This is a genomic window from Cohnella pontilimi (genome assembly GCF_005049045.1).
Classification (GTDB): Bacteria; Bacillota; Bacilli; order Paenibacillales; family Paenibacillaceae; genus Cohnella; species Cohnella pontilimi.
Genome location: NZ_SUPK01000005.1, coordinates 179,840 through 193,473, shown reverse-complemented (window position 1 = coordinate 193,473; position 13,634 = coordinate 179,840). Strand labels below are relative to the sequence as shown.

At 55.9% G+C, this 13,634-nt stretch carries 13 protein-coding genes; 3 read left to right on the top strand and 10 right to left on the bottom strand.

The features are described 5' to 3' along the window. Positions 1–65: 65 nt before the first annotated feature. The 8 genes from cyoD to E5161_RS11630 form a co-directional block, all read right to left on the bottom strand. Complete coding sequence (cyoD, locus tag E5161_RS11660) at positions 66–404, bottom strand: cytochrome o ubiquinol oxidase subunit IV (protein ID WP_136777988.1); 339 nt, start codon at positions 402–404, stop codon at positions 66–68. A gap of 1 nt (position 405) precedes the next feature. Continuing rightward, positions 406–1,008, bottom strand: a complete 603-nt coding sequence (gene cyoC, locus E5161_RS11655; protein ID WP_136777987.1) for a cytochrome o ubiquinol oxidase subunit III — start codon at positions 1,006–1,008, stop codon at positions 406–408. After that, on the bottom strand, positions 1,008–2,978 hold the full coding sequence (locus E5161_RS11650) for a cbb3-type cytochrome c oxidase subunit I (RefSeq protein ID WP_136777986.1): 1,971 nt from the start codon (positions 2,976–2,978) through the stop codon (positions 1,008–1,010). Before E5161_RS11650 ends, cyoC begins: the two co-directional genes overlap by 1 nt. A gap of 18 nt (positions 2,979–2,996) precedes the next feature. Beyond that, complete coding sequence (gene cyoA, locus E5161_RS11645) at positions 2,997–3,950, bottom strand: ubiquinol oxidase subunit II (RefSeq protein ID WP_136777985.1); 954 nt, start codon at positions 3,948–3,950, stop codon at positions 2,997–2,999. Positions 3,951–4,162: 212 nt separating this feature from the next. Then, positions 4,163–4,513, bottom strand: coding sequence for a protein YmzB (gene ymzB, locus E5161_RS11640; protein ID WP_136777984.1), 351 nt, complete (start codon positions 4,511–4,513; stop codon positions 4,163–4,165). 24 nt (positions 4,514–4,537) lie between these two features. Further along, complete coding sequence (locus E5161_RS11635; RefSeq protein ID WP_136777983.1) at positions 4,538–5,074, bottom strand: hypothetical protein; 537 nt, start codon at positions 5,072–5,074, stop codon at positions 4,538–4,540. A gap of 57 nt (positions 5,075–5,131) precedes the next feature. Next, complete coding sequence (locus E5161_RS20785; protein ID WP_169306671.1) at positions 5,132–5,299, bottom strand: hypothetical protein; 168 nt, start codon at positions 5,297–5,299, stop codon at positions 5,132–5,134. A gap of 144 nt (positions 5,300–5,443) precedes the next feature. After that, positions 5,444–5,683: a hypothetical protein gene (locus E5161_RS11630; RefSeq protein WP_136777982.1), complete on the bottom strand. Its 240-nt coding sequence runs from the start codon at positions 5,681–5,683 to the stop codon at positions 5,444–5,446. A gap of 185 nt (positions 5,684–5,868) precedes the next feature. On the opposite strand from E5161_RS11630, the gene E5161_RS11625 reads away from it, so the two are divergent. Continuing rightward, on the top strand, positions 5,869–6,723 hold the full coding sequence (locus E5161_RS11625) for a DUF4097 family beta strand repeat-containing protein (RefSeq protein ID WP_136777981.1): 855 nt from the start codon (positions 5,869–5,871) through the stop codon (positions 6,721–6,723). 76 nt (positions 6,724–6,799) lie between these two features. Here the strand turns inward: E5161_RS11625 and E5161_RS11620 are convergent, their stop codons facing one another. Beyond that, on the bottom strand, positions 6,800–9,835 hold the full coding sequence (locus E5161_RS11620; protein WP_136777980.1) for an EAL domain-containing protein: 3,036 nt from the start codon (positions 9,833–9,835) through the stop codon (positions 6,800–6,802). A 140-nt stretch (positions 9,836–9,975) separates the two neighbouring features. On the opposite strand from E5161_RS11620, the gene E5161_RS11615 reads away from it, so the two are divergent. Both E5161_RS11615 and E5161_RS11610 read left to right on the top strand, forming a co-directional pair. Further along, positions 9,976–10,317 carry a L,D-transpeptidase gene (locus tag E5161_RS11615; protein WP_136777979.1) on the top strand — a complete coding sequence of 114 codons (342 nt, stop codon included), beginning with the start codon at positions 9,976–9,978 and terminating at the stop codon, positions 10,315–10,317. A 216-nt stretch (positions 10,318–10,533) separates the two neighbouring features. Continuing rightward, on the top strand, positions 10,534–12,477 hold the full coding sequence (locus E5161_RS11610) for a dihydroorotate dehydrogenase (RefSeq protein WP_136777978.1): 1,944 nt from the start codon (positions 10,534–10,536) through the stop codon (positions 12,475–12,477). On the opposite strand, the gene E5161_RS11605 is transcribed toward E5161_RS11610, so the two are convergent. Beyond that, positions 12,474–13,619 (bottom strand): DUF3900 domain-containing protein, encoded by a 1,146-nt coding sequence (locus tag E5161_RS11605; RefSeq protein WP_136777977.1) that lies wholly within the window; start codon positions 13,617–13,619, stop codon positions 12,474–12,476. The two genes, E5161_RS11610 and E5161_RS11605, sit on opposite strands and share 4 nt — an antisense overlap. Between the last annotated feature and the right edge of the window lie 15 nt (positions 13,620–13,634).

The window sequence follows — 13,634 nt, the reverse complement described above, 5'->3', positions numbered from 1 at the left end:
TTCACCAGCCTTAAACAAAGAAAGCCGCTTCCCATACCGGGAAGCGGCTTTCGTGCTATAAGCGGTTAGTGGGCGACCTGGTTGTAGGTCATAATCCAGATCGAACCGCCCACGATCAAGACGAGAATGAAGATCCCGAGCAGCAGCGTCATCAGGTTGTAGCGCGGCTTGCCCTCTTCGCGCAGATGCATGAAGAAGAGCAGCTGAACGACGAACTGCAGGACGGCGGAGCCAAGCAGCACGACCATTGCGGGTGTGCCCTCCAGCCAGTCGTTCAGCACGACCAGCAGCGGAATGACGGTGAGCACGAGCGACAAAACAAAGCCGGTCAAATAGGACTTCAGCGAGCCGTGAGCGCCTTGATCGTGCCCGCCGTGCGAATCATGAGCGGAATGCTGCGCCATCTCACATCACCCCCATCAGATAGACGATCGTGAACACGAAAATCCACACGACGTCCAAAAAGTGCCAGTACAGGCTGATGACGTTGACTTTCCGGCGGGTTACGTTCGTGATGCCGCGGCGGCCGAGCTGGATCATCAGCGCGGTCATCCAGACGAGGCCCAGCGAAACGTGCAAACCGTGCGTGCCGACCAGCACGTAGAACCCGGACAAAAATCCGCTTGTGCTGATCGTGGCGCCTTCATGCACCAATTTTACGAATTCCGTCAGCTCGAGCGCGATAAACGATGCGCCCAGAAGCGCCGTGACCACCAGCCAGCCGATCAGCCCTTTGCGGTTGCCTTGGTTCATCGACAGTACCGCCAGACCGCTGGTGAACGAACTCGTAAGCAGAATGAACGTTTCGGCGATGACACCCGGCATTTCGAAGAGCTCGGATGCCGTCGGACCGCCGGCGGTATTACCGTGTAATACGATATAAGTGGCGAAGAGCGTGCCGAACAGAATGCAGTCGGTGATGAGGAAAATCCAGAAGCCCATCAGCCGCATGCTTTCCAGGTCATGATGCTCATCGTGCGAGTGCGCGTGTGCGCCCATATGTGCCATCAGACAGACCTCCTTGCCGCGGCTTCCGTCGCTTTGATTTCATCCACCGGAATATAGTAATCCGTATTGTAGTTAAACGAGTGAGCCAGCATGCAGCCCGCAACCCCGAGCAGACCCGGAATGGCCATCCACAGCCAGTCGAACACGAGCCCGAAGCCGGCAACAAACCAGCAGAAGCCCATGATGAACGGAATGCCTGAGTTTTTGGGCATGTGAATTGGCTCCAGCGGCGGCTTCGGCTTCGGAGCTTCTCCCTGGACCAAGCGCTGCTTTTCTTCCCACCATGCGTCCTTCGAATCAACGACTGGGATCGTGGCGAAGTTGTAATGAGGCGCAGGCGAAGGAATCGACCATTCCAAGGTTCGAGCGTCCCAAGGATCTCCTGTCGTATCCTTCTCCATGAACTTGATGCTGTGAAGGATTTGCCACACCTGGAATAGGAAGCCGATTCCCATCAGGAAGCCGCCGATCGTGGAAGTCAGGTTGAGCTCCCACCAACCGCGGTCCCATCCGTAGGTGCTCATCCGGCGAGTCATGCCCATCAGACCGAGTGCATACTGCGGCATGAAGCAGACGTAGAACCCGATGTTCCAAAGCCAGAAAGCCCATTTTCCGATTTTCTCGTTCAGCTTGAATCCGAATACTTTCGGCCACCAGTAATAAAGGCCGGCGAAGTATCCGAACGCCACGCCTCCGATCAGCACTTGGTGGAAGTGCGCGATCAGGAAGTAGCTGTTGTGGAACTGAAAGTCGGCAGGCGCTACGGACAGCATCACGCCGGTCATCCCCCCGACGATGAAGCAGGGGATGAAGCCCATCGTCCACATCATCGGGGTCGGGAACGAGATCCGCCCGCGGTACATCGTAAACAGCCAGTTGAACACCTTGACGCCCGTCGGAATGGCGATCGCCATTGTCGTGATGGCGAAGAACGCGTTGACGTCCGCCCCCGAGCCCATCGTGAAGAAGTGGTGAGCCCAGGTCGTGAACGAGAACACGGCGATGCTCATGAGCGCGAACACCATCGACGCGTAACCGAACAATCTTTTACGGGAGAACGTGGCGACGATCTCCGAGAAAATCCCGAACGCCGGAAGAACGACGATATAGACTTCGGGGTGTCCCCACATCCAGATCAGGTTGATATACATCATCGGATTGCCGCCGCCGTCGAGGGTGAAGAAGTGCGCCCCGAAGTAGCGGTCGATGAACAGCAGCGCAATCGTCACGGTGAGAATCGGGAACGCCAGCAAAATGGTGAGCGAGCTGGACAGCACCGACCAGGTGAACATCGGCATTTTGAACAGCTTCATGCCGGGTGCGCGCATTTTGAGAATGGTAACGACGAAGTTGATGCCTGTGGCAAGACTTCCGATACCGGAGATCTGGATGCCCCAGATATAAAAGTCCTGACCTACGCCGGGGCTGAACGCTTTGCCTGATAGAGGCGGATAGGACAGCCAGCCGGCATCCGGCGAGCCGCCGATGACGAACGACACGTTGAACAGCATGGCGCCGAAGAAAAACAGCCAGAAGCTGAGCGAGTTCAGGAACGGAAACGCCACGTCGCGTGCCCCAATCTGAAGCGGGACGACGAGGTTGAACAAACCAAACATCAGCGGCATGGCCATGAACAGGATCATGATGACCCCGTGTGTCGTAAAAATGGCGTTATAGTGTTCGGGCGTCAAAAAGTCGTTATTGGGAACCGCGAGCTGCAGGCGCATGAGCAGCGCATCGACGCCGCCGCGGAAAAGCATAAGAAGTGATGCGATCACATACATGATGCCGATTCTCTTATGGTCGACCGTGGTCAGCCATTCGCGCCATAGCCAGGTCCATTTTTTGAAGTAGGTGAGCACGGAGACGACGGCGATCATCGTCATCGCGATCGCTACGTCGGCACCATAGATAAGCGGGTCGCCGGTTACGAAGAACCCCGACGCAAACTCTTTGATTTGGTCCAGCATGCGGTAACCTCCTTCCCGTTAGTGGTGATGATGTGCGCTGCTTTCGGGAGCTTCGCCGCCCCCGTCTTGGTTGACGGGAAGGTTCTCTTCCACTTTGTGCACATGTTGATGTCCGTTAGGACCGGTGTATTTGGTCACGATCTTCTCAAACAACCCTTCAGGAACCGAAGAGTAATCCTGCGTCCCCATCGTGCCCGGCTCCGCCAGCTTGTCGTAGCCGTCCTGCGTTAGCGGAGGCGCCGATTGCTTGACGGTCTGCACCCATTTGTCGAATTCAGCCTGTGTGGTCGCTATGGCGTCGAACGTCATTTTGCCGAAATCTTTGCCGCTGAAATTGGCTGCGGTGCCGAAGTAGGTGCCGGGTTTATCCGCGATCAGGTTCAGGTTCATGGCCATACCGGACATCGTGTAAATTTGTCCGCCGAGCTGCGGAATCCAGAACGAGTTCATCGGCGCGTCCGAGGTCAGCTCGAACTTGACCGGGACGTCCGCGGGAAACTGAATGTAGTTGACCGTGGCGATTCCTTGCTCCGGATAAATGAAAAACCATTTCCAGTCCAGCGAAGTCACCTGGATCGTAATCGGCTTGGCCGGATGCTCCAACGGCTTGGAAGGCTCCAACTTATACGTATAGGAGGCCGTTATCACCGCGAGGATGATAATGATCAGGATCGGTATGCCCCACCACGTCATTTCAAGCTTCGTGCTGTGCTCCCATTCCGGCTGGTAAGCCGCTTTGCTGTCTTTGCGATTGCGGTATTTCCAAGCAAAAACGAAGGTTAAGATCAGGACCGGGACGATGACCACCAGACAGAGCAGCGTCGAAATGATGATCAGATCGAGCTGATGCCGGCCGACCGGGCCTTTAGGGTCCAACACGTAAAATTTGTCCATACAGCCAGACAGCAGCACCGTCATTCCGATCAACGACGACAAAGCCGCCAAACGGCGCATTCCTCGGGTAAGGTTCATCTTCTCATCTCCTCTGACCTCCAAGATAGCAGAAAACTTGATTCGTTAGACCCTTGTTAACAAAGGCGTCAATGAACGTTCTCATTTTCGCTATACTTTGTTCACCGTTTCGTCGATAGTTGAATCTGAGCGGCCAAACAAAAACGGATTCCCCTTCCCGGAAGGAAAGGAGAATCCGTTTTCTGCGCGTTATTTACTTATGTAGAATCGGCTTACCGCCGATTATCGTTGTCCACAGATAAAGAGTAGTGGGCTCTGTCGGTTTGCATGATGACGCCGTTATCGGCGGCTTTGGAGATCGCCAAGCCGGACAGCGGAATAACGTAGCTGTCTTGGGGCAGCGGCTCCTCCACATGACCTGTCCGAATGGACCCGTTCCCGTGAAGCACCAGGGCGGTTCCGTCGGTATACCCGTCGATCGACCGGTAATCCGGGCGATAGCCGACTTCACGGAGCTGCAGGCGCACTTGATCCAAATCTTCATCCTCTTTTTTCTGAATAAAGAGCGAGCTGTTCGTTTGGCCTTGCAGCCAGTCCATCAGCGTTTTGACCGTCGTGTCCATCTCCATACCTCCCATGAAAAAGAGTTAAGACCTATTGGATGACATGTCGGGATCGCGGTCCTTCCGGTCCATAGGGCCGGGATCCGGCGGCGGCGGAAGCGTCTCGGCATGCTCGCGTTCCACTTCGCTGCTAAGGTCCATCAAGCCCCCGTTCACCTTCGCCAGCTGATCCACCGCTTTCTGCACATCTGCGAAGTTATTCTTCCATCGGTACGCCTCGGAGGATTTTTGCTGCTGCATCACGTCCGAGAGCTTCTCGAACTCGTTTTTTTCGTCGCCTATGGCGTTGCGGTACCGGTCCGCCCATTCCGTACGAAGCTGCTCCAATACCGGCAGGCATTGATGGACGCGCTGACGGCATTCCGCGATTTGGCTCCGTGTGTTCCTCACCGCTTCCGAATCAGCGGGAGATACGCGATCCCCCTGCTGCATGAAGTCCAACACCCCGGTTAAGCAGTCCTCGACTTGTTTCCTAACCGACTGGCGATCCGCAAAATCCATGCCGTTCAGCATCGACAGCACGTCCTTGATCTGCCGTTCGATCTCCTGAAATGCCGCCAACTCCATCACCGCCCATTTGCGAAATACCCCCGGTTCGGATGGCCGGGGGACGAATAATCAGGACTGCTCCTTTTTGTTGAGCAAGCTGTGTTCGGCAAGGTTCGTGTGTGATCCGTATACTTGCTCCGTCGCGCTTGGGTCCAATTCCGGAGCCGGCATTACGTTCAGGTCCGTCGTCTGGACTTCCCCTTTGGCCTTCATTTCTTTGGAAACTTTGTCCGCCATGTTCGGCACCTCCCTTTTTTACCCGAGATTAGGATAGGTGACTCGAACGCAAATTATGCGACCGCGCCTTGGCCTTCCGGCCAAATAAAAAACTGCCCGCCGCCGGAGCGCTTCCGGTGCAAGCAGTCTTTCAATCGGCTTCTTCTACTCTTTTGCTGGTTCCATGCTTTTGTCCGCGCTCTCTTCTTGCCGCTTCTGCATCAACGGGGCAATCGCGCCGAACACCAAAATTTGAATGCCGCCGACCAAAAAGCCGATCCCGATCATCAGGCCGAGATTCCGGTCGTTAAATTCCGCGAGATTCAACATACAGAAAACGGCGCCCAAAGCGACGACAATGACAGAGATCCATTTGAGCGTACGGGACATTTCACGATTTTGCACAGGGTCTCACCTCTTCATGATGAAAACGCTCTTTGTGAACATTTTAGCACAAAAATGTGACGATTTGTAGTCTTTGTTTGTACAGCGTGGTAAGCCCGACCAAAGTCCGGGTGTGGAAGGACCCGCAGACGGTTTCCCGCAATTCGCCATTCCGGTAAGCTACAGTTAAGAAGGGGAGGAAATACATGGCAAAGTTAAGAACCGTCGCAGGCATCGCACTGGTGATCATCGGATTGGCCGTGCTGGCCGGAAACCGCTGGTCAACGGAGGAGCCTATGTCTAACTTGGACAAAAAATGGACGTTTGCATCCGGCGAACTGCGGAATTTGCAAACGAAAAGCGATTATGAAACGGAGATTCGATTCGTAAAAAGCAGTGACGGTACGAACTCCGTGTCGATCACGGGTCAAGGAACGAAGCAGATGCGCCAGGCGGTGTCGGAAGCCGCGCTGTCGTCGGGGACGTTGGAATTGGATTTAAGGAATCAATCGTGGAGATGGTTCGACTGGCTCCGATTCGGGTCCACCGATGCGAAGCAGCAGATCGTCGTGGCATTGGCGGACGGCTCGCCATTTTTGGAGACGCTCCAGGTCAAATCCGACTCGGGCAGCCTGGCGGTGTACGGCGCCCAAGTTCGGAAAGCGGATCTCCAAATCGATTCCGGCAGCGTAACCATTCGCGATCTTACGGCCGACCGGCTCAATATTCGAGCGGATTCCGGCAGCATCACCGCGAACGGTGTTCACGGCAACGCCGAGATCCACGCGGATTCGGGCTCCATCAAGCTGGAGAATGTGACCGGCCCCACGCGCTTGTCCGCCGATTCCGGCAGCATTAAGCTTTATAAGGAAGATACGTCTTCGACGGATATTAAAGCGGAATCCGGCAGCGTGTACGTTCATATGCCGGCTTCATTCGCAGGCGTGTATGATGTGCAGGCCGATTCCGGCACGGTTCATGCCCCGGAATCCAAAAGGCAAACGGGCGACGTGGTGAAAGTCCGCGCCGACAGCGGCAGCATTCGCGTGGAGCAAGATTAAACGGCGGTAATGAGGAGCAGCGCTCACTTATAGAAGCCCTGCTCCTCCGCATACCTGCCCCAGTGCGGACAATCGGTTATTGCGGTGCGAGGTTCAGCCGTTTGGTCCAAGCCTTGAACTGCGAGGAAGTCATCGGACGGCCCGTGTAGTAGCCTTGAATGCGGTCGCAGTTCATCTGCCGAAGCTTGTGCATTTGACCTTCCGTCTCCACGCCCTCGGCGGTAACCGTCAACCCCAAGCTGTGCGACAATCCGATGACGGCCCGAACGATCGCCTCATCGTCAGGTTGTTCCATCATATCGCGGATAAAGGTTGTATCGATTTTAATGTGATGAGCCGGAAACTTCCGAAGCAGGACGAGCTGGGATTGCCCCGTACCGAAATCGTCAATGGCGAATTTCACGCCTATGCCGGCCAATTCCTTGAGTATCCGGATGCTTCGTTCCAAGTTCTGCACCGCGGTGTACTCGGTGATCTCCAGGCACAGGCGGGTCGGATCGGTTCCGGTTTGCCGCAGCACCTGGCGAACCGCATCGGGGAACAAATCGGATTGAAACTGCAGCGCCGATATATTTACCGAAACGATCAAGGAAGTATGCCCGTTGTCATACCACCGCTTGCACGCCAGGCATGCCTGTTCCAGTACCCACTGGCCGATCGGAATAATGAGGCCGGTCTCCTCGGCCAGCGGAATGAACTCACATGGCGGAATTTGCCGGCCCTCCGGCGTTTCCCAGCGCAGAAGCGCTTCCGCTCCGTATAGCTCGCCTGTCGCCAGATGGAACTGCGGCTGAAACAAAAGGCTGAACTCACCGCGATCCAGCGCCCGCCTGAGCCCTGTTTCCATCGTAAACCGCTCGTCGTTGCGGGAGCCGAGTGAAGGCATGTAAAGCTCCAAGCCGTTACCGCCGTTTTCTTTGGCATGGTACATGGCCAAGTCGGCGTAACGGATCAAAGTATCCGAGTCCGCTCCGTGATCCGGGTACAAGCTTGTTCCGACGCTCGCGGCCACGTATATCTGCTGCCCTTCGAGCTCGAACGGCCGATCCAGGTTGCGTAAAAGCGATGCTGCAAGCTCGGTTGCCTCCTCTTCGCGATTAAGCCGAGGGAGAAGCACGATAAATTCATCGCCTCCGAGCCTGGCGATCGTTCCTTTCTCGGCAACAACTACACGCAAACGGTCCGCCACCTGCTGCAGCAGCTTATCGCCGGCTTGATGGCCTAGCGTGTCGTTCACAAACTTAAAGCGGTCCAGGTCGATCATGAAGACCGCCAGCTTTCCCGGTCTACGCTGTACTCGTTCCAGCGCTTTCTCCAACCGCTCCTGGAACAGCACCCGATTCGGAAGACCGGTCAGCGCATCGTGATACGCAAGCTCGATGATTCTCGCTTCCGACTCTTTTTTCTCCGTAATGTCCGCCACCGAGCCGATAATCTTCACCGGGCTGCCGCTCGAGTCCCGAATCACTTCGCCGGCTCCGAACACCCAAATATCGCGCTCTTCATGGCTGCGGATCCGGAATTCGACCGTGATTCGCCGGCCCTCGGGAAGCGGGAAGGCGAACGCCTTCTCCACCTTCTTGACGTCCGCCGGATGGACGAGCGTGAGCAAAGAAAGCGGGTTATCCGTGAGCGACTCCGCCACCCGGCTCATTACGCTATTCGCCCCGATGTTCCACTCCATCCGGTTTTTTTCGAGATCCCATTCCCAAATTCCGTCGCTCGTCGTCCGCAACACGATTTCCAGCTTATCCGCCATGGCACGGTTGCGTTTGAACAAAGCTTCCCGTTCCAAGGTAACGGCCAATATCGTAAAGCTCTGCATAGACAAATCGTCCGCGACCCACTCGTTCACGGGGTCGTAAGGACCGGCGAGCGTCATAATGCCCCAGTCGTGCATCTCCGTCTTCACCGGATGCAAGAGGACGATGTCTTCGCCGCCGAATTCCGCGGTCGGAGGCAAAAAATCCACGGGAGGGAACTGCTTTAACGGGAACGCTTGTCCGATCGGAGGCAGCGGATCCCCTCTTCTGCTGAAGATTTGACGAACCACCAGCTGCCTGCGCCCGAACTCGTCGGGTTCCCACAACGCCAGGCACCCCCAGTGATACTGACTCCAGAAAAGGTCGGAAATATGCACGCTGGTGTCTTCGGTAGCTTTGATCAACCCTTCTGTCATCTCGATGCTATTGATCGTCACCCGCTGCAGGGTAGAACGCAGATTGGACAAAGTTTGGCGTAACGAAAGCATCTCCTCTGAGGATAGGACAAGCGCTTTCTTACATCCACAGGACTGCCTGGCAATCAGTTGTACGGGAACGAAGCTGGTCCGGTGCGGACTTTCCCGCCCGCCGCTCAGCCGGTCGATCAGGATCCGGCACGCTTCTTGTGCCAGCGCTTCGTGGGATTGCCGCACCGTGGTGAGCGGCGGATCAAACGTGTCTGCGTCATAGGTGTCGTCGAATCCGACTACCGCAACGTCGTCCGGAGTCATCCTGCCGTGCTCGCGAAGCGTATCGATGACGCCGAAAGCGGTGAAATCCGTACCCGCCGCAACGGCGGTGAACGCAACCCCGCTTTCGATCAACCGGCGGGCCGCTTCCGCTCCGGCTTCCAGAAGGTTATCTCGGGCGGAGATCACGAGCCTGTCATCAAGCACGATGCCCCGCTCTTCCAGCGCATCGCAATAACCGGCAAATCTTTGCCGCAAGTCGTATTCATCCATATGGCCCACGTAAGCGATTTGCCGATGTCCATGGTCGATCAAATGGAGAACGGCGTCCTTCATGCCGTTCCGATTGTCGACCAGTATCGAGCCGACTTCGTCGTCCGGCGACTGGAAGCCCACACACACGATCGGCTTGCCGCTCTCGAAAAGCTCATCCACAAATGCCGGTCTCGAACTGGGCAAAATCAAAATCCATGCGTCTATAATATCAATAGCTATGGCGTGTTCCAAAGCACGGATCCCCGAATCGTCGTCCGCGGCTTGAATGGCGATCAGCTGACACTCTTTCTCCCTGAGAATCTTATGCAGGTGGGTCAGCAGTCTTCCATAATACTCTCCGTCCATATGGGTGGCAATCACGCCGATGCGGTAACGTTTCCCCATATTGCTTAACCTGCTTTCCAAGCGGAAGTATGGTCCTAAGCGCCCAACGCTTCCTTTACAAATTCGACAAATTCCTTCATTTCCCTTTTTTCACCCGCGTCCCCGTTTCCCCATATGGTGGGAAAGGGAGGTAAAACCTCATGCCCAACTATCGCATTGACGTCAATCTATCCGCAAGGAAACTGCGTCTATATGACGGAGATACGCTTGTGCGCACCTACCCTGTCGGCATCGGAACGATTGCCACCGCCACACCTTCCGGGCAGCTTCATATCGTGAATAAGGTGCCGAACCCCGGCGGTCCTTTCGGCGCTTATTGGCTCGGTCTATCCAAGCCTCATTACGGCATACACGGTACGAACGACCCTTCTTCCATCGGCAAGAGAGTGTCACACGGCTGTATCCGAATGCATAACCGGGACGTCACGGAATTGGCGAAACGGGTACCCGTCGGTACCAAAGTTACCCTTCACAACGGATGAGACACCAAGAGAGCCCGGTTTCCCGGGCTCTCCGTCGAATGATAAGAAAAACTTCTATCGAAGTCCCTCGAAGATGAGCGACCGCGCTCAGCGGAAGTTTTTCCAAGTACAGAAAGCTTTCTCACGCTCTAACACTTTAGCGGGCTTAAACTTTCTGTAACGTTTACAAAATATGCTATACTCTTGAAAAAAAGGGCAAGGAAAAGGAGTGGCACCATGCCCGATTGGTCGTACCGAACCTTGTTTCGCCCGCTTTTGCACAGGTTGTCCCCCAGGACGGCCAGAACGTTCACTTTACGATCCATGGCCGCGGTGAGCCGAATGCCTGCCGGAACTTTCCTGATTAAAACTTTAGGGCACATGGAGCCCTCATCGATACTGGAGAGCCAAATCGGCTCCGTTCGCGTGACGACGCCGGTCGGCCTTGGAGGAGCAGTCGATCCCGGGGGAATCGCGCACAACGCATTGGCACAGCTAGGTTTTGGTTTCCTCGAAATCGGCCCTGTGGAGGCGGCGAAAGGAACAGACGAGCCCTCCATCCGGATGGATCACGATCGGGAAACGATTGATTATCCCAACGGACCCGAAACGATCGGACTCGAGGAAGCCGTCGATCAGCTTCGCAGGCGTAAACACGACCGGCCGGTGTTCGTGACAATCGCGACGGATGCCTCCGACTCTTCACAAGCCGCCGCACAGCACCTGGCCGCCCGGATGGCACAGCTCTCCCAAGCCGGAGCGGCGGGATTTTCGATCGAGTGTCTCTCTTCTCGGCAGCTGCGGACTGCACATGAAGCTCTCCCATTCATAAGCCGGATAACATTGGCTGTCCTTGAAATGGAGAATCAGTCAGAACGCAAGCCTTTGCTTCTCTACATACCGGCTGATTACCCGGACGATTCTCTCCAAGAGCTGCTCGCGAACCTAGACGGTTCGGTCTGGTCAGGAGTCGTGATCCGCCAGCCCGCCGGCAGCGGTGAAACCGGCCATGCTTTGGGACCCGCCGGCAAAGAAGCCGGAATCGCCAAAGTCAGGCTTGTTCGGGAGCTCGCCCCTGCCGGCTTCATCATTCAAATAGCGGCAGGTATTCATGAGCCTCAGGACGCTTTGGACGCCATACGCGCGGGTGCGGATCACGTTCTGCTGAACAGCGGCTTCGTATACGCCGGACCCGGTCTGCCCAAACGAGTGAACGATGCGATTCTGTACGAAAGGGTTCAACGGACACCGGAGCCGGAACCCCCGTCCTTTTGGAAACATTGGGGCTGGATGTGCCTGCTCGGCACCGGCATGATCGTCGGCGGTATCACGGCTTGGCTGATCGCTTTATCCACCGTGCTGCTGCCCTATGACGAAGCTTTTCTTGGTACCACCCGACACAGCCTGCATGAGGCGAACACCCGCCTGCTCCATTTTATGTCGCACGATCGCATCACCTTGGCGGGTACGATGATTTCGATCGGGATTCTCTATTACCAACTGGCGAAACATGGGCTGCGCCACGGGATTCATTGGGCCAGGATGACCCTGCTTACGTCTTGTGTGATCGGGTTTCCCAGCTTCTTTCTGTATCTGGGCTACGGATTTTTCGATCCGCTGCATGCCGCCGCAGCCGCGGTTCTTCTCCCGATGTTCCTGTTATCCATGCGAAACAATCCCGACCGGCCGTCGCGGGACCCGGTCAATCTTCGCAACGACCGGACATGGCGGATGGCGGTTTGGGGCCAGCTTTGCTTCGTGCTGCTTGGCGTGTCGCTCGCCGTTGGCGGCATCGTCATCGCAGGCGTCGGCGTGTCACACGTGTTCGTGCCGACGGACCTTGCCTACCTGGACGCGAAGACCGCACAGCTTGAGTCGATCAACCCGAAGCTGATCCCGCTCATTGCCCACGACCGCGCCGGGTTCGGAGGCGCCCTGCTGTCGGATGCGGCAGCCTTGCTCACCATCTCCTTATGGGGAATTCAGCAAGGTGCGAAATGGCTTTGGAAAACGCTCCTGTTCGGAGGCGCGCCCGGTTTTGCGGCAGGAATCAGCGTCCATTTTCGAATCGGTTATACGGACTTTATCCACCTTTTGCCGGCTTACGCGGCCTTGTTCCTTTATATCGCCGGCCTCATTTTGCTCTACCCGTATCTGATGAACCGGCCTAAAGCCGCTTAATCATCCCAAGGCTTATCGCCGGCATCGCCCAATGAGGCGGGATCGCCCAAGGCGTCGACCTCCCGCTGCCGCTCTTCGGCTCGCTCGCGCATCCGCTGCAGCACCGTCTGGATGTCGTCCGGCTGCAGCAGCTCGACCGGCGATACGCCTTTATCGAACTGAATCGAATCCCCGTCGATCAGAACGACGTAACGGCCGTCCATGTTTGCCACATGAATCGAGCGTCCATAATCGACCATTTGGCCTTTCACAGTCACGCCGTTTATTTTCAATTTCAGTTCGAGCTCCGGCTGAAAGGCGGTGAGACGCGCCGCGGCGTCGATTACCCGCTCGTGCGCCCAAAGCTCCTGCAGCTCCCGCTTCTCGGACGCGGACCAAAGCTCGAACTGCTTTCTCTCCTGCTCTTTCTCTTCGGTTTCCACCTCTTGCGGCCACCGGGTTTCCATGTATTCCTGGACCATTCCCAAGACCTGATCGTTCACGATCTCAGGCTTCGATTTCTCGTAGGAAACATACTTGAGGAAATCCTCGAAATACCGGGCATGCGACGCCTGGTGAATTTTGAGCTCCCAATCCTCCAGTATCCCGGGTTCGGGCATGTAAGGGTACATGATCGACTTGATGTTCTTGGCGTTGATCGCCATCTCCACACGGGAAATGAGGCTGCGTTCGTCGGAGATGCGGGCAATTTTATTTTCAAAATCGCACTTCAGCAAAAACAGAAACGGGTCGTCAAAATATTCGTTCAGCTTCGCCAGCGCGACGATGAAAGCTCCTCCCCGCACGGCGCTGGTATCCATATACATGCGGATCAGATCGTCCCCCGCGTGATGGAACTCCTGTTTGTCCGCCGCCCCCCGGATCCGCTGGAACAAGTTGTAGTTGGGATTGCTGGTCAGCTCGTGCCCGGGCTCGACGAGGAAACGGCCGATTTTGGTCGGCACCGATTCGCTGACCGGATTCACTTCCGCCTTGCGCTTCCCGATGCGAGCGAACTCCGAGTCGAGGAAAGATTTCAGCTCGCTATCCTGGTATTCTTCGTGCGTCAGCGTTTGAAAGTGCTTATAACGCTTGGCGACATCACTGTCGGAGTCTTCTGTCTGGATAACGAAAAACGATAAATATTTCACGGAAAATTTCATAAATAAGCCGAATCT

Excerpts from the sequence above, each read along its gene's own strand:
- cyoA (WP_136777985.1), bottom strand. The coding sequence starts at position 3,950 with ATGAACCTTACCCGAGGAATGCGCCGTTTGGCGGCTTTGTCGTCGTTG.
- E5161_RS11650 (WP_136777986.1), bottom strand. The coding sequence starts at position 2,978 with ATGCTGGACCAAATCAAAGAGTTTGCGTCGGGGTTCTTCGTAACCGGC.
- E5161_RS11620 (WP_136777980.1), bottom strand. The coding sequence starts at position 9,835 with ATGGGGAAACGTTACCGCATCGGCGTGATTGCCACCCATATGGACGGA.
- E5161_RS20785 (WP_169306671.1), bottom strand. The coding sequence starts at position 5,299 with ATGGCGGACAAAGTTTCCAAAGAAATGAAGGCCAAAGGGGAAGTCCAG.
- E5161_RS11615 (WP_136777979.1), top strand. The coding sequence starts at position 9,976 with ATGCCCAACTATCGCATTGACGTCAATCTATCCGCAAGGAAACTGCGT.
- E5161_RS11625 (WP_136777981.1), top strand. The coding sequence starts at position 5,869 with ATGGCAAAGTTAAGAACCGTCGCAGGCATCGCACTGGTGATCATCGGA.
- cyoC (WP_136777987.1), bottom strand. The coding sequence starts at position 1,008 with ATGGCACATATGGGCGCACACGCGCACTCGCACGATGAGCATCATGAC.
- ymzB (WP_136777984.1), bottom strand. The coding sequence starts at position 4,513 with ATGGACACGACGGTCAAAACGCTGATGGACTGGCTGCAAGGCCAAACG.
- E5161_RS11610 (WP_136777978.1), top strand. The coding sequence starts at position 10,534 with ATGCCCGATTGGTCGTACCGAACCTTGTTTCGCCCGCTTTTGCACAGG.
- cyoD (WP_136777988.1), bottom strand. The coding sequence starts at position 404 with ATGGCGCAGCATTCCGCTCATGATTCGCACGGCGGGCACGATCAAGGC.
- E5161_RS11605 (WP_136777977.1), bottom strand. The coding sequence starts at position 13,619 with ATGAAATTTTCCGTGAAATATTTATCGTTTTTCGTTATCCAGACAGAA.